Source organism: Streptomyces sp. NPDC058646 (assembly GCF_042716875.1).
Taxonomy (GTDB): domain Bacteria; phylum Actinomycetota; class Actinomycetes; order Streptomycetales; family Streptomycetaceae; genus Streptomyces.
Genome location: NZ_JBHXRK010000039.1, coordinates 13,258 through 31,088 on the forward strand (window position 1 = coordinate 13,258; position 17,831 = coordinate 31,088).

Genomic DNA, 17,831 nt, shown 5'->3' on the forward strand with positions numbered 1-17,831 from the left:
CACCTCTTCGCTACTCATCGGTCGTGATCACGGTGATGGCACCGGTCGGACAGCAGTCGGCGATGTCCCGCACCTGTTCGAGGCGGTCCGCCCCCCTGCTGTCGACCGGCTGCTCGACGGCGATGCCGTCGTGGTCCAGCCGGAACAGGTCGGGGCCCATCGCCTCGCACAGTCCTGCGCCCAGGCACAGCTTCCGGTCGACCTGCGCGGTGGCTCGCATGGTGGCTCTCCTTGCCTGAGGTCTCATGGGGACGGCCCGGGCGGCGGGCCGTACGGGGCCGCCCGGAGCAGCGCTTCACGCGCGCGGCGTGCCGGAGGTGACGACCGGCAGTGCGGCCAGCCGGCGGATGGCCCAGCTGTCGATGTAGCGCAGCTGGTCGCGCGGGAGGTCCAGGGACAGGTCGGGGAAGCGCTGGAGCAGGGCGGGGAGGGCGATCACGCCTTCCAGGCGCGCCAGGGCCGATCCCATGCAGTTGTGCAGCCCGTGTCCCAGGCCGACGTGGCGCGGGCCGGTGCGGCCGAGGTCGAGGCGCTCGGGGTCGGGGAAGTGGCGGGGGTCGCGGTTGGCGGCCAGCAGTCCGGCGATCACCGGGGAGCCCGCGGGCAGGACGGTGCCGGCCAGTTCGGTCTCCTCGGTGGTGACGCGGAAGAGCGCCGTGCTGAGGGCGCCCTCGTAGCGCAGCAGTTCCTCGACCGCGCTGCCGGCCAGGTCCGGGGAGGTACGGAGCCGGTCGGCCTGGTCCGGGTGGTCGAGCAGGGCCAGTACGGCGTTGCCGATGAAGCCGCGTACGGTGTCGCTGCCGCCCATGATCATGGCGGCGACCATGCCGACGAGCTCGTCGGCGTCCAGCCGGTCGCCGTCGTCGTCGCTGGTCTGGATCAGGGCCGAGGTCAGGTCGTCCCCGGGGTTGCGGCGCTTGTCCTCGACGAGTTCGGCGGCGTACTCGCAGATCCGGCCGAACGCGGCGGGGGCCTCGTGGATGAGGGCAGGATCGGAGGGGAAGGCCTGGTTGAGGGCGGTGACCAGCTCCCGGTGGCGTTCGATGCGGAAGCCGAGGATCTCGCCGAGCACGCCGGCGGACACCTCGCCCGCGTAGTCGTCCATGACGTCGAAGCGTTCCCGGCGGGCGCAGTCGTCGAGGGTGCGCCGGACCAGGGCGGCCACGGTCTCGCGCCACTGCTCGACGCGGCGGGTCGTGAAGGTGCTCATGGCCAGGCGGCGCAGCCGGGTGTGCACGGGCGGGTCGACGACGGCGATGCCGCGTTCGAGGATGGTGCCCGCGGCGGCGACCAGGCCGGCCGCCTTGAACTCGTCGTTGCCCCAGGTGGCGCCTTCGGCGCTGAACCGGGAGTCGGCCAGTACGGTCTTGACGTCCTCGTAGCGGGTCACGATCCAGGTGGGGACGTTGCCGACCGGGAAGTCGAACCGGTGGACCGGCGAGTTCTCCTGCAGCCAGGCCAGGGTGGGGTACGGGTCCTGGTAGTACTCGGGGGAGAACAGTGCGGTGGGGGGTCCCGCGATGGTCGACAGGGTCATGGTCGTTCGGTCCTTTTCTCTGCTCGGGTCGGGGCGGTGCGGCGGTGCGCCCACGCGGGGCACGTCGGCGCGGGGTGGGTCAGCGCTCGTTCCAGACGTCGGTCGCGGGTGCGAAGAAGTCCAGCAGCTGGGGGATGAACGCCCCTGAGCGGGCGGCGGTGTTGACGAGGCCGTGGACGTAGGTGGCCAGCTTCTCGGCGTCCGCGCCGCCCAGGGACGCGTACGGTGCCCGGTCGAGGCGGTCGGTCTCGCGTTCGACCTCGTCGCGCAGTGCGGCGCCCCGGGCGGTCAGTGCCCCTTCGCGGTCCACGAGGTCGCGGTCCAGCAGGCGTTCGCGGGCGGCCGTCCAGTCCGCTTCGGCCCAGCCGCGCTGGGGCATGACGATGTCCTTGGCCATGCCGTGGGTGCTCGCGCAGTCGATGACGAGGGCGTCGACGCCGGTCAGCTCGAAGTAGCCCAGCACCGCGATGTGCCCGTCGCCCCGGTGTTCGCGCAGCATGGTCGCGGCGTGCCACAGGGCGATGTGCGGGGGGTCGGGCTGCTCCAGGGCGGCGTTGGCGGCGTACAGGGGGCGGCCGGGCAGCGAGCAGCCGGCGGCTGCCTCCGCGGCGAGCTTCGCCGCCTGCGCCATCTCCGGCGACCGTACGGTGTCGGCGCCCAGGAGCCGTTCGAGTGCGGCGCCGGCGGCGGCCTGGCGCGCGAGGACCGCGCGTTCGGGCGACACCTGGTCCCAGAGCGCGGGAACGCGCTGCGCGATGTAGCCGGGGGCGAACGCGTTGAAGGCCGCGGTCACGACCGGTGCGTCGACCGCGCCGAGCGGGGAGGCACGGCTGGCGAGGTAGACGCTCGACGGGTCGGTGACGGCGAATTCGGCGAGTTCGTTCGCCAGGTCGGCGGTGAAGTAGGGGATGGAGTGCAGCGCGTTGATGGACTGCGCGCAGCGTCGCGCATACGAAGCCATAGTGCCCTCAAGGAACGTCGGGGAGCGGGTCCGGAGAGAAACTCCAGCGGTCTCCGCGTCACGAAATCGGCTGGGCCGAAATCCGAGGGAGATGACGACGAGTCTCTTGGACGGAACGGGGCCGGGCAAGGAATTTGACGAAAGAATGACGTGACGTGAGGGGAACGTCAGAGGAAGGAAAAGTGGGGAGGAGGGGCGGCCGGAGAAGTATTTCTCAGAACTCTGAAGACTTCGGAGCTGATCTCGGAGGGCGGCACGGGAAGGGTGCCTCGGGCCGTCCTCAGGGAAGCGGACCCGGCCGCGAGACCGTGGTCGTCGAGGCCGGCGCCGAGCCCGGGCGGCGCGCCGCCGAGAAGTCCGGCCCCGCCGCCTCCGGGGACACCCTCGCCTCCCCCACCTCCGGCGCCGCCGTCTGCGGCATCAAGGACTGCCGTCCTTGAGCGGGAATCCGCCCGGAAACAGGGGCACGGCGGGGTGTTTTTTACGTTTCTCTGTAGGAAATGGCACCCGCTGCTGAAGAACGAGGCAACCCATGACGAAACATCACCAGGGTTTGCATTGCGATCCATTGCGGCCGCTCCTTTCATTGCGGAGACTCATGAACAGCTTTCCGCTGAAAGGAATCCTGAAATGGCTGAGGAGAGGTACATGGACGCTGCCGTGATTGTCGTGGGCGCGGGGCCGGCCGGGCTGACGCTCGCCGGTGAGCTGCGGCTCGCGGGGGTCGATGTCATCGTCTTGGAGCGCCTCCCCCAGCGCACCGGTGAGTCCCGCGGTCTCGGCTTCACCGCCCGCACGATGGAGGTGTTCGACCAGCGCGGCATCCTGCCCCGCTTCGGTGACGTCGAGACCAGCAACCAGGGTCACTTCGGGGGCGTTCCCATCGACTTCGCGGTCCTGGAGGGGGCCCTGCAGGCCGCGAAGACGGTGCCGCAGTCGGTGACCGAGACGCACCTGGAGGAGTGGGCGGTCGGCCTCGGCACCGATCTGCGGCGCGGCCACGAGGTCCTGTCCATCGACGACGACGGCGACGGCGTCTCCGTGACCGTCCGGGGGCCCGAGGGCGAGCAGACCCTGCGGGCCGCCTACCTCGTCGGGTGCGACGGCGGGCGCAGTACGGTGCGCAAGGCGGTCGGCTTCGACTTCCCCGGCACGGCCGCCACGATGGAGATGTTCCTCGCCGACCTGAAGGGCATCGACCTGAAGCCCCGCATGATCGGGGAGACGCTGCCCGGCGGCATGGTGATGGTCGGTCCGCTTCCCGGCGGGGTCACCCGGATCATCGTGTGCGAGCGCGGCACCCCGCCGCAGCGGCGGACCGGCCCGCCGGAGTTCCAGGAGGTCGCGGACGCCTGGAAGCGGCTGACCGGTGACGACATCTCGCACGCCGAGCCGGTCTGGGTGAGCTCCTTCGGCGACGCCACGCGGCAGGTGACGGAGTACCGGCGCGGCCGGGTGCTGCTGTCGGGCGACTCCGCGCACATCCACCTGCCGGCCGGCGGGCAGGGCATGAACACGAGCATCCAGGACTCGGTGAACCTCGGCTGGAAGCTCGGCGCCGTGGTGAACGGCTGGGCGCCGGAGGGCCTGCTGGACACCTACCACTCCGAGCGGCACGCGGTCGGCAAGCGCCTGCTGATGAACACCCGCGCCCAGGGCCTGCTGTTCCTCAGCGGACCGGAGGTACAGCCGCTGCGCGACGTGCTCGGCGAGCTGGTCGCGTACGAGGACGTCAGCAAGCACCTCGCCGCCATGGTGAGCGGCCTGGAGATCACCTACGACGTCGGCTCCGGCAGCCACCGGCTGCTCGGCAGGCGCATGCCGCAGGTGGAGCTGACCGTCGGGCAGCGCCGCACGTCGAGCCGGCAGCTGCTGCATCCGGCCCGCGGCGTGCTGCTGGACTTCGAGGACAACGCCCGGCTGCGGGCCCGGGCGGCCGGCTGGGCCGACCGCGTGGACATCGTCACCGCCGTACCCGGCGAGCTGAGCGGGGCGAGCGGCCTGCGCGGGACCTCCGCCGTGCTGATCCGTCCCGACGGCTACGTGGCCTGGGCCGCGCCCGGCAGCCACCACGACCTGCCGATGGCCCTGGAGCGCTGGTTCGGCAAGCCCCTGGCGGTCTGAGGACCGGTCCGCCCGCGCAGATGCAGTCAGACCAGCAAGCGAACTGGAGGCACACAGCCATGGCCACTACACAGACAACGGGTGCACGGCCCTCGGCCGGTCCGGCCGAGGAGCGCCGCGCCGTCGTCACGGCGGCCCGTACCGTCTTCGCCCGCGAGGGCTGGAGGCACACCACCGTCGGGGCCGTGGCGGACGAGGCCGGGCTGGAGCCCGGAACGGTCGAGCACTTCTTCAAGGACAAGGAGCAGCTGCTGCTGTCGGTCCTGCTCGACAGTGCTGCCTCCGTCGCCGCCGCGCTGACGGTGATCGCCGAGGAGCACCTCGGCGAGGTGACCGATCTGGAGCGGGACCTGACCGCGCTGGGGCGGGCCTGGCTGTCGCCGCTGGCCGACTTCCCCGAGCACTTCGCCGTCGTCCGGCACCTGGGGGCCGAGATCACCCGGTTGCCGGGCGGAGTGGTGGAGATGTGGCAGACCTCCGGTCCGCGGCAGGCCCAGCGCGAGCTCGCGCGCCGACTGGAGCGGCTCGGCGACGCCGGGCTCCTCGACATCCCGGACAGCAACCACGCTGCCGGCCGTTTCATCCAGCTGGTCGCGGGCGGTGTCGTCCAGGGATCGTTCCACGGCGCGCTGCCGCTGTCGGACTTCGAGACCGAAGCCCTCGTCGCGACCGGTGTGGCGGACTTCATCCGCCTCTTCAGCCCCGCAGCCCCGCGCTGACCCACGGAAGAGAGAAGACATGCACAGCACCCTGATCGTGGCCCGCATGGATGTGGAGTCCAGCGTCGAGGTCGCCAAGCTCTTCGGCGAGTTCGACCGGACCGAGATGCCGCACCGCATGGGTACCCGGCGCCGCCAGCTGTTCTCGTACAACGGCCTGTACTTCCACCTCCAGGACTTCGACTCCGACAACGGCGGCCAGCTGATCGAGGAGGCGAAGACGGATCCCCGTTTCGTGCAGATCAGCCAGGACCTGAAGCCGTTCATCGAGGCGTACGACCCGCAGACCTGGCGTTCCCCGGCGGATGCGATGGCCACCCGCTTCTACAACTGGACGGATTCGCAGTGAATCCGTCTCTCGACGACATGATGGGAGGCCACTGCTCGTGGGCCGCCGTGTAGTGATCACAGGTGTCGGTGTACTGGCACCGGGAGGCATCGGTGCCAAGAACTTCTGGAGTCTGCTGAGCGAAGGCCGCACAGCGACCCGGGGCATCACCTTCTTCGACCCCTCCTCCTTCCGCTCCCGGATCGCGGCCCAGGCCGACTTCGACCCGCAGGCGCACGGGCTGACGCCCCAGGAGATCCGCCGCATGGACCGCGCCGCGCAGTTCGGCGTGGTCACCGCCCGCGAGGCGCTCGCGGACAGCGGCTTGGACCTGGCGGGCTTCGACCCGTACCGCACCGGTGTCACCATCGGCAGCGCGGTCGGCGCGACCACCGGACTCGACGACGAGTACCGGGTGGTCAGCAACGACGGCCGGCTCGACCTGGTCGACCACACGTACGCGCCGCAGCACCTGTACAACCACTTCGTGCCCAGCTCGTTCTCGGCGGAGGTGGCCTGGGCGGTCGGCGCGGAGGGCCCGGCCACGGTGGTCTCCACCGGGTGCACGTCGGGTCTGGACTCGGTGGGCCACGCCGTCGAGCTGATCCGTGAGGGTACGGCCGACGTGATGATCGCCGGTGCGACGGACGCGCCGATCTCGCCGATCACCATGGCCTGCTTCGACGCGATCAAGGCGACGACGCCGCGCAACGACGACCCCGAGCACGCCTCGCGGCCGTTCGACGGCACCCGCAACGGCTTCGTGCTGGGCGAGGGCTCCGCGGTGTTCGTGCTGGAGGAGCTGGAGAACGCGAGGAAGCGCGGTGCGCACATCTACGCGGAGATCGCCGGCTACGCCTCGCGGTGCAACGCCTTCCACATGACGGGCCTGCGCCCCGACGGCCGCGAGATGGCCGAGGCGATCCGGGTGGCGCTGGACGAGGCGCGGATGAACCCCGATCAGATCGACTACGTCAACGCCCACGGCTCGGGCACCAAGCAGAACGACCGGCACGAGACGGCCGCGTTCAAGCTGAGCCTGGGCGACCACGCCTACCGCACCCCGGTCAGCTCCATCAAGTCGATGGTGGGCCACTCCCTGGGTGCCATCGGTTCGATCGAGATCGCCGCCTCGGTGCTGGCGATGGAGCACAACGTGGTGCCGCCCACCGCGAACCTGCACACCCCGGACCCGGAGTGCGACCTCGACTACGTCCCGCTGGTCGCCCGCGACCACCGTACGGACGCGGTCCTGACGGTCGGCAGCGGATTCGGCGGGTTCCAGAGCGCGATGGTGCTGGCCCGTCCTGAGAGGAGCGCGTCATGAGCGCCAAAGCAGTCATCACCGGTATCGGCGTCGCCACCCCCAACGGGCTGGGCGTCGACGACTTCTGGGCCGCGACCCGTGTCGGCAAGAACGCCATCGACCGGATCACCCGGTTCGACCCGTCGCCGTACCCGTCGAAGCTCGCCGGTGAGATACGCGGGTTCGTGGCCGAGGACCACCTGCCGAGCCGGCTGATCCCGCAGACCGACCGGATGACCCGCCTCGCGCTGGTCGCCGCGGACTGCGCCTTCGAGGACGCCGGCGTCAAGCCGGGCGACATCCCCGAGTACGACATGGGGGTCGTGACCGCCTCCACCTCGGGCGGCTTCGAATTCGGCCAGAACGAGCTGAAGAACCTGTGGAGCCAGGGCAGCCAGTACGTGTCCGCGTACCAGTCCTTCGCCTGGTTCTACGCCGTCAACAGCGGCCAGATCTCCATCCGCAACGGGATGCGCGGCCCCTCCGGTGTGGTCGTCTCCGACCACGCGGGCGGCCTGGACGCCATCGCGCAGGCGCGGCGGCAGATCCGCAAGGGCAGCAAGCTGATCTTCTCCGGAGGGTTCGACGCGTCGGTCTGCCCGTGGGGCTGGGTGGCGCAGATCGCCGGCGGACGGCTGTCCACCAGCGAGGAGCCGGAGCGCGCCTACCTGCCCTTCGACCGGGCGGCCTCCGGTTACGTACCGGGCGAGGGCGGTGCGCTGCTGATCCTGGAGGACGAGGAGTCGGCGCGCGCCCGGGGTGCGCAGAAGATCTACGGCGAGATCGCCGGGTACGGGTCGACCTTCGACCCGAAGCCGGGCAGTGGCCGCGAGCCGGGGCTGCGCCGCGCCATCGAGGTGGCGCTGGCCGACGCGGGCGCCGAGCCGGGCGACGTGGACGTGGTCTTCGCCGACGCGGCCGGCACGCCGCAGCTGGACCGTGAGGAGGCCGACGCGATCACCGCGGTCTTCGGTCCGTACGGGGTCCCGGTGACCGCGCCGAAGACGATGATCGGGCGCCTGTACTCCGGGTCCGCCCCGGTGGACGTGGTGTCGGCCGTCCTCGCGATGTGCGAGGGCCTGATCCCGCCCACCACCAACGTGGAGCTCGCCCCCGAGTACGCCCTGGACCTGGTGACCGGGCAGCCGCGGACGGCTTCGCTGCGCACCGCCCTGGTGCTGGCGCGCGGCGTCGGCGGCTTCAACTCCGCGGTCCTGGTGCGCGCACCGCACTGACCGCCGTACGCGGGCCGCCCGCCCGCCGAAACGCACACACCCACCGAACCGCACACATCAACGAGAGACGAGGGACCACATGTCCAAGCAGGAGTTCACCGCCGAGGACCTCAAGCGCATCCTCCTGGAGGGTGCCGGCGCCGGTGAGGACGTCGACCTGGACGGCGACATCCTCGACATCGACTTCGAGGAGCTGGGCTACGAGTCGCTGGCGCTGCTGGAGACCGGCGGCCGCATCGAGCGCGAGTTCGCCATCTCCCTGGACGACGACATCTTCGCGGACAACCGGACCCCGCGCGCGCTGGTCGCGGCGATCAACGTCTACCTCGACGAGCTCGCGTCCGTCTGATCCGCCCGCCCCCCATCTTTTCCGAATCTTGGAGTACTGAGACATGTCGCAGCAGGACAAGCGGGTCGCCCTCGTCACGGGCGGTACCAGTGGGATCGGGCTGGCCGTGGCCCGGCTCCTGGCCGGCACGGGCCACCAGGTGTTCATCGGCGCGCGCAACGCCGACAACGTCGCCGAGACCGTCAAGACGCTGCAGGCCGAGGGCCTGGACGTCGACGGCACCACCCTCGACGTCCGCTCCACCGACGACGCCGTCGCGTTCGTCCAGGCCGCGGTGGACCGGTTCGGCACGGTCGACGTGCTGGTCAACAACGCCGGGCGCAGTGGGGGCGGGGTGACCGCCGACATCGAGGAGAGCCTCTGGCACGACGTCATCGACACCAACCTGAACAGCGTCTTCCGGCTGACCCACGCGGTGCTCAACACCGGTGGCATGCGCCACAAGGACCGCGGCCGCATCATCAGCATCGCCTCGACGGCGGGCAAGCAGGGTGTCGTCCTCGGCGCCCCGTACTCGGCCTCCAAGCACGGCGTGGTCGGCTTCACCAAGGCGCTGGGCAACGAGCTGGCGCCGACCGGCATCACCGTGAACGCGGTCTGCCCCGGTTACGTCGAGACGCCGATGGCGCAGCGCGTGCGGCAGGGCTACGCGGCCGCGTACAACGCCTCCGAGGACGCCATCCTCGAGAAGTTCCAGTCCAAGATCCCGCTGGGCCGCTACTCCACCCCGGAGGAGGTGGCCGGTCTGGTCGGCTACCTGGCTTCGGACATCGCCGCCTCCATCACCTCGCAGGCGCTCAACGTCTGCGGCGGTCTCGGCAACTTCTAGAGCCGGCCCGCCTTCCAGAGAGCCGGCCCGCTGCCCGCGGTACCGGACCCGAATCCAAAGGAGCATGAGCATGTCGCAGCCCGGCCTGCGCGAGGTGGAACACGAGATCACGATCTCGGCGCCGCCCGCCGCCGTCTACCGGTTGATCGCCGAGGTGCAGAACTGGCCCCGGATCTTCCCGCCGACGGTCCACGTCGACCACGTGGAGCGGGGCGAGGGGACCGAGCGCATCCGCATCTGGGCCACCGCCAACGGTGAGCCGAAGAGCTGGACCTCGCGGCGCACCCTCGACCCGGAGAACCTGACGGTCACCTTCCGCCAGGAGGTCTCCGCGCCCCCGATCGCCGCCATGGGCGGCACCTGGATCGTCGAGGCCGTCGGCCCGGAGGCCTCCCGGGTCCGGCTGCTGCACGACTACCGGGCCGTGGGCGACGACCCGAAGAGCCTGGAGTGGATCGACGAGGCCGTCGACCGCAACTCGCGCTCGGAGCTGGCCGCCCTGAAGGAGAACATCGAACTGGCGTACGCCACCGAGGATCTGACCTTCTCCTTCGAGGACACGGTCCAGATCAACGGGTCCGCCAAGGACGTGTACGACTTCATCAACGAGGCCGACCGCTGGGAGGAGCGCCTCCCGCACGTCGCCAAGGTGCGGCTGGACGAGGACGTCCCGGGTCTGCAGACGCTGGAGATGGACACCCGGGCCAAGGACGGCTCGGTGCACACCACCAAGTCGTACCGGGTGACCTTCCCCCACCAGAAGATCGCCTACAAGCAGGTCACCCTCCCGGCGCTGATGACCCTGCACACCGGCTACTGGACCTTCACGGAGAACGAGTCCGGCGTCGCCGCGTCCTCCCAGCACACGGTGACCATCAACACCGCGAACATCGCCCGCATCCTGGGCCCGGAGGCACAGCTCTCCTGCGCCAAGGAGTACGTGCACACCGCGCTGAGCACCAACAGCCGCGCCACGCTGGGCCACGCCAAGGAGTACGCGGAAGCCAGGGCGGTCTGACCGTGGCCGGGGACTTCACACACACCCAGGTGATCGTGGTCGGCGCCGGACCGGTGGGGCTGATGCTCGCGGGCGAGCTGCGCCTCGCCGGAGCGGACGTGGTGGTCCTCGAAAAGCTGACGGCGCCGACCACGCAGTCGCGGGCGTCCACCCTGCACGCCCGCACCATGGAGATCCTCGACGGCCGGGGCCTGCTCGCGCAGCTCGGCGAGGTGCCCCAGGACGTCATGGGGCACTTCGGGGGGATCCCGCTCGACCTGACGCTTCCCGGCCCCTACCCGGGCCAGTGGAAGGTCCCGCAGACCCGGATGGAGGAGCTGCTGGGGCAGTGGGCGCACGGCCTCGGTGCGGACATCCGGCGCGGCCACGAACTGACCGGGCTGACGGTGGCCGGGGACCACGTCGAGGCACGGACGGTGCGTCCGGACGGGAGCACGGCGTCGTTCCGGGCCGCCTACCTCGTCGGCTGCGACGGGGAGGACAGCGCGGTGCGGCGACTGGCCGGCTTCGCCTTCCCCGGCACGGACGCGGGCCGCGAGCTGCTGCGCGCGGACGTGGCCGGCATCGACGTACCCAACCGCCGCTTCGAGCGGCTGGAGGGCGGGCTGGCCATCGCCGCCCGGCGTCCCGACGGCGTGACCCGGGTGATGGTGCACGAGTTCGGTGCGGTGCCGCGGGGCGGTGCGCCGTCCTTCGCGGACGTCGCCGACACCTGGAAGCGCGTCACCGGCGAGGACATCGGCGGCGGTACCCCGCTGTGGGTGAACTCCTTCGGCGACGCCTCCCGGCAGGCGGCCGCGTACCGCGACGGCCGGATCCTCCTGGCGGGCGACGCCGCCCACCAGCAGATGCCGATCGGCGGCCAGGCGCTGAACCTCGGGCTCCAGGACGCCGTCAACCTCGGCTGGAAGCTGGCCGCGCAGGTGCGGCGGGGCGGGCCCGCAGGGCTCCTCGACAGTTACCACGCCGAACGCCACGCGGTCGGCCGGCGGGTGCTGAGCAACATCGGGGCGCAGGCCCTGCTGCTGCTCGGCTCCGGCGAAGTGGACGCGGCCCGGCAGGTCGTGGCCGAGCTCGTGGGCCACCACGAGGACGTACGGGCCCACCTGGCCGGCATGGTCGCGGGCCTGGACCTCCGCTACGACGTCGGGCCCGGCAGCCACCCGTTGCTCGGTCGCCGGCTGCCGCACCGGCAGCTGGTCACCGGCGACGGCGGGGCGACCAGCACCTCGCTGCTGCGCACCGGGGGCGGCGTCCTGCTGCTGCCGGGCGGGCCGGAGCGGGACGTGCTCGCCGCGGCGGCCGGGCCCTGGGCACCGCTCGTGCGGACGGTCACCGCGAGCGGGACGGACCCGGGCGCCTGCGCCGTGCTGGTCCGGCCGGACGGGCACGTCGTGTGGGCGGCCGGCGACGAGGCGGCCGGATCGGAGACCGGTGACGGCTCCGCCGCCGCTCTCACCGCGGCGCTGACCCGCTGGTTCGGCGACCCGAGGACGACCGGCGCGCAGACATCGGAGGCCTCGGCCCCGGAGGCAGCGGCATCGGACGCGCGGACATCGGACGCGGCCGCCGCGCACGCAGTGACAACAGTCGCAGTGACATCAGTCGCGGCGGCATCAGCCGCAGTGACGGCGAAGACAAGGAGAACTGGTATGGCAGGCAGGCTCAACGGCAAGACCGCCCTGGTCACGGGTTCGAGCCGGGGCATGGGCCGGGCGACGGCCGTCCGGCTGGCCGCGGAGGGCGCGCTGGTCGCCGTCCACTACACCTCCGACGGGGCGGCGGCCGAGCAGGTCGTCTCCTCCATCGAGAAGGACGGCGGGCGCGCCTTCACCGTCCGGGCCGAGCTGGGTGTGCCCGGCGACGTCCACGAGCTGTTCCTCGGCCTGGAGAAGGGCCTGCGGGAGCGGACCGGCGGCACCGACCTGGACATCCTGGTCAACAACGCCGGCGTGATGGGCGGGGTGAAGGCCGAGGACACCACCTCCGAGGTCTTCGACCGGCTCTTCGCGGTCAACGCGAAGGCACCCTTCTTCCTCATCCAGCGGGCCCTGAAGAACATGCCCGACGGCGGTCGCATCATCAACATCTCCTCCGGGCTCACCCACGTCGCGAACCCGGACGAGATCGCGTACGCGATGACCAAGGGCGCCGTCGAGCAGCTCGCCCTGCACTTCGCGAAGCTGCTCGGCCCGCGCAAGATCACCATCAACAGCGTGGCGCCCGGCATCACCCGCAACGGCAACCCGGTGTTCGACATCCCCGAGGCCGTCGAGGCCATGGCCGGCCTCTCCGCCTTCAACCGGGTCGGGGAGCCCGAGGACATCGCCGACGTGGTGACCTTCCTCGCCACCGACGAGGCCCGCTGGATCACCGGCTCCTTCGTCGACGCCACCGGCGGCACGCTGCTCGGCTGAGCCCCACCACCACGACGGAACCGACGGGACAGGCCACGACCATGACGCTTTCCACCCCCACGACCAGGGCCGCCGGGGCCGCCGCGCCGGCCGCCCTGTGGGGCCTGCTGTTCGTCCTCGCGGGCAACATGCTCATCGATGCGCTGGAGGTGTCCGTCGCGCTCGTGGCGCTGCCGTCGATCGGTGCCGATCTGGAGTTGGACACACCCCAGCTCCAGTGGGTGGTCAGCGGTTTCGCGGCGGGCTTCGGCGGGCTGCTGCTCTTCGGCGGCCGGCTGGTCGCCCACCTCGGCCGCCGGCCCGTCTACCTCGCCGCCCTCGCCGTCTTCGCCGCCGCCTCGGTCGCCGGGGCGCTGGCGGACAGCGCCGGGCTGCTGGTCGCGAGCCGCTTCGTGAAGGGCTTCTGCGCGGCGCTGACCGCCCCGACGGGACTGGCCATCATCGCCTCCGTCTTCCCCGAGGGGCCGGCGCGCAGCCGGGCGGTGGCCGTCTACTCGCTCTTCGGGGCGGGCGGCTTCTCCGCCGGACTGCTGCTGTCGGGGGCGCTCAGCGAGGTCAGCTGGCGCTGGGCGTTCGCGTTCCCCGCACCGGTGGCGCTGCTGCTGTTCGCCGCGGGGACGAAGCTGATCCCGCGCGACGGGCCCGGTCCGCGCCCGGCGGGCGGGTACGGCGCGGTGAGCGCGCTGAGCCTGACCGGGGCGGTGCTGGCGCTGGTGTACGCGATCACGTCGGTGCCCGGCGCGGGCTGGTCCGGCGCCCGTACGGTCGGTGCGTCCGCCCTGGCGGTGCTGCTCGCGGTGGTGTTCGTACGGGTCGAGCTGACCGCGCGCGAACCCCTGGTGCGGCTCGAACTCCTGGCCCGGGAGCCGCTGGTGCGCTCCGCGCTGGGCGCCGGCGCGCTCAACGGCTCGTACCTGGGCCTGCTGCTGGTGGCCACCCTGCACCTGCAGCAACGGGCCGGGTGGAGCCCGCTGGAGACGGGGCTCGCCTTCCTGCCGGCCAGTGCGCCGCTCGCGCTGACCGCCCTGTACTCGGGCCGGATCGCCGCCCGGTTCGGGCCGGCCCGGCTGATCGCGGCGGGGACGGCCGCGGCCGCGCTCGGGTACGCCCTCTACCCGCGCGACGGCCGCGCGGACATCTCGTACGCGGCCGACGTCCTGCCCACGATGCTGCTGGTCGGGGCGGCGTTCGTGCTCGCCTTCACCGCCTTGCACCTGCAGGCCACCGCGGCGGTGCCGGCCGACCGGCAGGCAGCGGCCGGCGGGCTGTACCAGACCTCCGTCCAGCTGGGCGCGGTCCTGGTGACGGCGGCGGTGGCCGCGCTCCACACGGCCGGGACCGGACCGGCCCTGCTGCTGGTGGTGGCCGTCGGCTCGGCCGGTCTGCTGCCGGCGCTGCGCGGCTTACGGCCTCGGCGGGCGGCCGTGCCCGTCGCCGCCCCGTGAGCGGCGTGAGCCGCGTGAGCCCGGTGAGCCGCGCGGGCCGCGCGGGCCGTGTGAGTCCCGCAGGCCGGGTGAGTCCCATGGGCCCCTGAACACCTGAAGCCCAGCCCCCTGCTCCACCTTGTTGAAAGGAACCACCATGTCGCACCAGATCGACCGGTGGGGAACGACATGACGGCACCGAGGTTCACGGTGGAGCCGGACCGGCTCGACCTGTGGCTGGTGCACAGCCCGCGGGGCGCCGACGCCGAGGGGCTGGACCGCTCCGAACTCGACGACGCCGAGCGGCGGCGGGCCGCCGCCTTCGTCCGGCCGGCGGACGGGGTGCTGTACGCGGCCTCCCACGTCGCCCTGCGGCGGCTGCTCGGCCGGTACACCGGCACCGCACCGGACCGGGTGCGCTTCGTGCGGGAGCGGTGCGGGGAGTGCGGCGGGGAGCACGGCCGCCCGGCCGTCGAGGCGCCGTCGCCTCCCTTGCACTTCTCGCTGTCGCACAGCGCGGGCATCGCCCTGGTGGGTGTCGCGGCGGTGCCGGTCGGGGTGGACCTGGAGCGGCTGCCCCGCGGGGCGACGGTGGAGTTCTGCACACCGTCGCTGCACCCCCGGGAGCGCGCCGAGCTGGACGCCGCGTCCGGGGAGGACCGGACCGCGCTGTTCGGCCGGATCTGGACCCGCAAGGAGGCGTACCTGAAGGGTTTGGGGACCGGGCTCAGACGCTCCCCCACCCTGGACTACCTGGGTGGGGACCCGGCCGGGCATCCGGCCGGCTGGACCGTGCTGGACGTGCCGTGCGGACCCGCGCACGTGGCGGCCGCCGCCGTCCGGGGCGGCGCGCCCCGGACGGTGGACATCCGCCGGCTGTCCGGGGAGTGGCTGCGCGCACCCGCCGTGCCCGCCCTGCTCGACGCCTGAACCACGCGCCGTGACGGCGTACCGACCGACGACGCACCACTACCGAGAAGGGCACGACCACATGAGCCGCACCGCATTCGTCTTCCCCGGCCAGGGCTCGCAGCGCGTGGGCATGGGCAGGGACCTGTGCGCGCTGCGCCCCGAGATCTTCGAGCGCTATTTCCGGGCCGCCGACGACGTCCTCGGCGTCCCCCTGTCACGGCTGTGCCTGTACGGGTCGGCCACCGAGCTGGCCGACCCCGCGATCGCCCAGCCGGCCGTGTTCCTGACCAGCCTGGTCACCTACGAGATCCTGCGCGACCACGGCATCGAGCCGGATGCCGTCGCGGGCCACAGCCTGGGCGAGTACGCCGCACTGACCGCCGCCGGCATCCTGCACTGGACGGACGCGCTCGAACTGGTGCGGCTGCGCGGCGAACTGGTCGCGACCGCCAACGACCGGGTGCCCAGCGCCACGGCCGCCGTCATCGGGCTCAGCCGCGCCGAGGTGCGGTGGCTGTGCGGCGAGGCCTCCCGGATCACCGGCCGGGTCATCGAGGTCATGGCCGACAACGACCCGGGGCAGACCGCGGTGTCCGGCGAGAGCGCCGCGGTGGACCGGCTGATCGGCCTGGCCCGCGCGGCGGGCGCCCGGCGGGTCCAGCGGATCGAGACCGGCGGGCCGTTCCACACCAGCCTGCTGCGCGAGGTCGAGGCCGAGTTCACCGAGGCGCTCATCGGCACCCACTTCGGCAACCCGGTGGTCCCGATGGTCTCCAGCGTCACCGGCGCCGAGGTGTCGACCGCCACCGAGGCCGTGGTCGCCCTGCGCGCGCAGCTCACCAGCCCGGTGCGGTGGACCGAGACGGTCCGGCTGCTGGCGGGCCGCGGCACCACCCACTTCGTGGAGGTCGGGCCCGGTCTGGTGCTGACCGGCCTGGGCCGGCGCATCGCACCCCGCGCCCGGACGCTGGCCACCGGCACCGCCCGCCAGCTCGGCCTGACCGTCGCCGCGTTCGCGGCGAGCCGTGACGCCGCCTTCGCCGCCTGACCCACCGACGTACGAGAGTTGAGGAAGACCATGCCCACAGCAGACGGCACGATCGTGAGCCGGATCGACGAACTCACCGAGATCAAGGAAGCAGCGCGGCGCGGCCCGGACCCGGCCGCCACCGAGCGCCAGCACGCCAAGGGCAAGCTGACCGCGCACGAGCGGATCGCGCTGCTCCTGGACAAGGGGTCGTTCAACGAGGTGGAGCCGCTGCGCCGGCACCGCGCGAGCGGGTTCGGCCTGGAGGACAAGAAGCCGCACGGCGACGGCGTGGTCACCGGCTGGGGCACGGTCCACGGCCGCACGGTGTTCGTCTACGCGCACGACTTCCGCGTCTTCGGCGGGGCGCTCGGCGAGGCGCACGCCCAGAAGATCCACAAGATCATGGACCTGGCGGAGGCGGCGGGCGCTCCGCTGGTCTCGCTCAACGACGGTGCCGGTGCCCGCATCCAGGAGGGCGTCAGCGCCCTCGCCGGTTACGGCGGCATCTTCCAGCGCAACACCCGCTCCTCCGGGGTGATCCCGCAGATCTCCGTGATGCTCGGCCCGTGCGCGGGCGGCGCGGCCTACTCCCCCGCCCTCACCGACTTCGTCTTCATGGTCCGCGAGACCTCGCAGATGTTCATCACCGGCCCGGACGTCGTCAAGGCGGTCACCGGCGAGGAGATCAGCCAGAACGGTCTGGGCGGCGCGGATGTGCACTCCGCGGTCTCCGGCGTCTCGCACTTCGCGTACGACGACGAGGAGCACTGCATCGAGGACGTGCGCTACCTGCTGTCGCTGCTGCCGGCCAACAACCGGGAGCTGGCCCCGGTGGAGCACTCGGGCGACCCCGCGGACCGGCTCACCGACGCGCTGCTGGACCTGGTGCCGACCGAGCCCGGGCAGGCGTACGACATCCGCAAGGTGATCGAGGAGATCGTCGACGACGGCGAGTACTTCGAGATCCACCCGGCGTGGGCCACCAACATCGTGTGCGCGCTGACCCGGCTCGACGGGCACGTGGTCGGCATCGTCGCCAACCAGCCCGCCTCGATGGCCGGGGTGCTGGACATCGAGGCGTCGGAGAAGGCCGCGCGGTTCGTGCAGTTCTGCGACGCCTTCAACATCCCGCTGGTGACCCTCGTCGACGTACCGGGCTTCCTGCCGGGTGTGGAGCAGGAGCACAACGGCATCATCCGGCGGGGGGCGAAGCTGCTGTTCGCGTACTGCAACGCGACGGTGCCGCGGATCTCGCTGGTGCTGCGCAAGGCGTACGGGGGCGCGTACATCGTCATGGACTCGCGGTCCATCGGCGCCGACCTGGCGCTCGCCTGGCCCACCAACGAGATCGCGGTGATGGGCGCGGAGGGTGCGGCGAACGTGGTCTTCCGGCGGGAGATCAACGCGGCCGAGGACCCCGAGGCCGTGCGGCAGCAGCGGATCTCCGAGTACAAGGACGAGCTGATGCACCCGTACTACGCGGCCGAACGGGGTCTGATCGACGACGTCATCGACCCGCGTGAGACCCGGTCGGTGCTGATCCGCTCGCTGGCGATGCTCCGCCCGAAGCACGCGGACCTGCCGTCGCGCAAGCACGGCAACCCGCCGCAGTGACGGCCGGTGCCGTCAACGGTTGCGGCAC

At 72.1% G+C, this 17,831-nt stretch carries 17 protein-coding genes; 14 read left to right on the forward strand and 3 right to left on the reverse strand.

The features are described from left to right. Positions 1 to 10 precede the first annotated feature (10 nt). The 3 genes from ACFWUZ_RS32720 to ACFWUZ_RS32730 all read right to left on the reverse strand — a co-directional run bounded on the left by ACFWUZ_RS32720 (position 11) and on the right by ACFWUZ_RS32730 (position 2,498). Positions 11 to 220 carry a ferredoxin gene (locus tag ACFWUZ_RS32720; protein WP_384381160.1) on the reverse strand — a complete coding sequence of 70 codons (210 nt, stop codon included), beginning with the start codon at positions 218 to 220 and terminating at the stop codon, positions 11 to 13. Positions 221 to 295: 75 nt separating this feature from the next. Beyond that, positions 296 to 1,537, reverse strand: coding sequence for a cytochrome P450 (locus tag ACFWUZ_RS32725; protein WP_384381162.1), 1,242 nt, complete (start codon positions 1,535 to 1,537; stop codon positions 296 to 298). Positions 1,538 to 1,616: 79 nt separating this feature from the next. Then, positions 1,617 to 2,498 (reverse strand): hypothetical protein, encoded by an 882-nt coding sequence (locus tag ACFWUZ_RS32730; protein ID WP_384381164.1) that lies wholly within the window; start codon positions 2,496 to 2,498, stop codon positions 1,617 to 1,619. 308 nt (positions 2,499 to 2,806) lie between these two features. Between ACFWUZ_RS32730 and ACFWUZ_RS32735 the strand changes: the two genes are divergently transcribed. From ACFWUZ_RS32735 to ACFWUZ_RS32800, 14 genes are all read left to right on the forward strand, one after another. Continuing rightward, on the forward strand, positions 2,807 to 2,938 hold the full coding sequence (locus ACFWUZ_RS32735) for a hypothetical protein (RefSeq protein WP_384381238.1): 132 nt from the start codon (positions 2,807 to 2,809) through the stop codon (positions 2,936 to 2,938). Between the two features lie 208 nt (positions 2,939 to 3,146). Continuing rightward, the gene (locus tag ACFWUZ_RS32740; RefSeq protein WP_384381236.1) at positions 3,147 to 4,622 is read left to right on the forward strand and encodes an FAD-dependent monooxygenase; all 1,476 of its coding nucleotides are present in this window, start codon (positions 3,147 to 3,149) and stop codon (positions 4,620 to 4,622) included. A 59-nt stretch (positions 4,623 to 4,681) separates the two neighbouring features. Then, complete coding sequence (locus tag ACFWUZ_RS32745; protein WP_384381166.1) at positions 4,682 to 5,341, forward strand: TetR/AcrR family transcriptional regulator; 660 nt, start codon at positions 4,682 to 4,684, stop codon at positions 5,339 to 5,341. A 19-nt stretch (positions 5,342 to 5,360) separates the two neighbouring features. Further along, positions 5,361 to 5,690, forward strand: coding sequence for a TcmI family type II polyketide cyclase (locus ACFWUZ_RS32750; protein ID WP_384381168.1), 330 nt, complete (start codon positions 5,361 to 5,363; stop codon positions 5,688 to 5,690). A gap of 37 nt (positions 5,691 to 5,727) precedes the next feature. Further along, entirely contained in the window at positions 5,728 to 6,996 is a 1,269-nt protein-coding gene (locus ACFWUZ_RS32755) for a beta-ketoacyl-[acyl-carrier-protein] synthase family protein (protein WP_384381170.1), read from the forward strand. Next, positions 6,993 to 8,210, forward strand: a complete 1,218-nt coding sequence (locus tag ACFWUZ_RS32760; protein WP_384381172.1) for a ketosynthase chain-length factor — start codon at positions 6,993 to 6,995, stop codon at positions 8,208 to 8,210. The genes ACFWUZ_RS32755 and ACFWUZ_RS32760 overlap by 4 nt, the downstream gene beginning before the upstream one ends. A 79-nt stretch (positions 8,211 to 8,289) precedes the next feature. Continuing rightward, entirely contained in the window at positions 8,290 to 8,559 is a 270-nt protein-coding gene (locus ACFWUZ_RS32765) for an acyl carrier protein (RefSeq protein WP_384381174.1), read from the forward strand. A gap of 43 nt (positions 8,560 to 8,602) precedes the next feature. Next, positions 8,603 to 9,388 (forward strand): 3-oxoacyl-ACP reductase FabG, encoded by a 786-nt coding sequence (gene fabG, locus ACFWUZ_RS32770; RefSeq protein ID WP_384381176.1) that lies wholly within the window; start codon positions 8,603 to 8,605, stop codon positions 9,386 to 9,388. 70 nt (positions 9,389 to 9,458) lie between these two features. Beyond that, complete coding sequence (locus ACFWUZ_RS32775; RefSeq protein ID WP_384381178.1) at positions 9,459 to 10,406, forward strand: aromatase/cyclase; 948 nt, start codon at positions 9,459 to 9,461, stop codon at positions 10,404 to 10,406. 2 nt (positions 10,407 to 10,408) lie between these two features. Then, on the forward strand, positions 10,409 to 12,823 hold the full coding sequence (locus ACFWUZ_RS32780; RefSeq protein WP_384381180.1) for an SDR family oxidoreductase: 2,415 nt from the start codon (positions 10,409 to 10,411) through the stop codon (positions 12,821 to 12,823). 41 nt (positions 12,824 to 12,864) lie between these two features. Then, the gene (locus ACFWUZ_RS32785; protein WP_384381182.1) at positions 12,865 to 14,268 is read left to right on the forward strand and encodes an MFS transporter; all 1,404 of its coding nucleotides are present in this window, start codon (positions 12,865 to 12,867) and stop codon (positions 14,266 to 14,268) included. A 168-nt stretch (positions 14,269 to 14,436) separates the two neighbouring features. Beyond that, the gene (locus ACFWUZ_RS32790) at positions 14,437 to 15,177 is read left to right on the forward strand and encodes a 4'-phosphopantetheinyl transferase family protein (RefSeq protein WP_384381184.1); all 741 of its coding nucleotides are present in this window, start codon (positions 14,437 to 14,439) and stop codon (positions 15,175 to 15,177) included. Positions 15,178 to 15,238: 61 nt separating this feature from the next. Next, positions 15,239 to 16,207: an ACP S-malonyltransferase gene (gene fabD / locus ACFWUZ_RS32795; protein WP_384381186.1), complete on the forward strand. Its 969-nt coding sequence runs from the start codon at positions 15,239 to 15,241 to the stop codon at positions 16,205 to 16,207. Positions 16,208 to 16,237: 30 nt separating this feature from the next. Next, positions 16,238 to 17,803, forward strand: a complete 1,566-nt coding sequence (locus ACFWUZ_RS32800; protein ID WP_384381188.1) for an acyl-CoA carboxylase subunit beta — start codon at positions 16,238 to 16,240, stop codon at positions 17,801 to 17,803. The last annotated feature ends 28 nt before the right edge of the window (positions 17,804 to 17,831 follow it).

Excerpts from the sequence above, each read along its gene's own strand:
- ACFWUZ_RS32785 (WP_384381182.1), top strand. The coding sequence starts at position 12,865 with ATGACGCTTTCCACCCCCACGACCAGGGCCGCCGGGGCCGCCGCGCCG.
- ACFWUZ_RS32725 (WP_384381162.1), bottom strand. The coding sequence starts at position 1,537 with ATGACCCTGTCGACCATCGCGGGACCCCCCACCGCACTGTTCTCCCCC.
- ACFWUZ_RS32800 (WP_384381188.1), top strand. The coding sequence starts at position 16,238 with ATGCCCACAGCAGACGGCACGATCGTGAGCCGGATCGACGAACTCACC.
- ACFWUZ_RS32740 (WP_384381236.1), top strand. The coding sequence starts at position 3,147 with ATGGACGCTGCCGTGATTGTCGTGGGCGCGGGGCCGGCCGGGCTGACG.
- fabD (WP_384381186.1), top strand. The coding sequence starts at position 15,239 with ATGAGCCGCACCGCATTCGTCTTCCCCGGCCAGGGCTCGCAGCGCGTG.
- ACFWUZ_RS32775 (WP_384381178.1), top strand. The coding sequence starts at position 9,459 with ATGTCGCAGCCCGGCCTGCGCGAGGTGGAACACGAGATCACGATCTCG.
- ACFWUZ_RS32730 (WP_384381164.1), bottom strand. The coding sequence starts at position 2,498 with ATGGCTTCGTATGCGCGACGCTGCGCGCAGTCCATCAACGCGCTGCAC.
- ACFWUZ_RS32720 (WP_384381160.1), bottom strand. The coding sequence starts at position 220 with ATGCGAGCCACCGCGCAGGTCGACCGGAAGCTGTGCCTGGGCGCAGGA.
- fabG (WP_384381176.1), top strand. The coding sequence starts at position 8,603 with ATGTCGCAGCAGGACAAGCGGGTCGCCCTCGTCACGGGCGGTACCAGT.
- ACFWUZ_RS32750 (WP_384381168.1), top strand. The coding sequence starts at position 5,361 with ATGCACAGCACCCTGATCGTGGCCCGCATGGATGTGGAGTCCAGCGTC.
- ACFWUZ_RS32790 (WP_384381184.1), top strand. The coding sequence starts at position 14,437 with ATGACGGCACCGAGGTTCACGGTGGAGCCGGACCGGCTCGACCTGTGG.
- ACFWUZ_RS32760 (WP_384381172.1), top strand. The coding sequence starts at position 6,993 with ATGAGCGCCAAAGCAGTCATCACCGGTATCGGCGTCGCCACCCCCAAC.
- ACFWUZ_RS32745 (WP_384381166.1), top strand. The coding sequence starts at position 4,682 with ATGGCCACTACACAGACAACGGGTGCACGGCCCTCGGCCGGTCCGGCC.
- ACFWUZ_RS32765 (WP_384381174.1), top strand. The coding sequence starts at position 8,290 with ATGTCCAAGCAGGAGTTCACCGCCGAGGACCTCAAGCGCATCCTCCTG.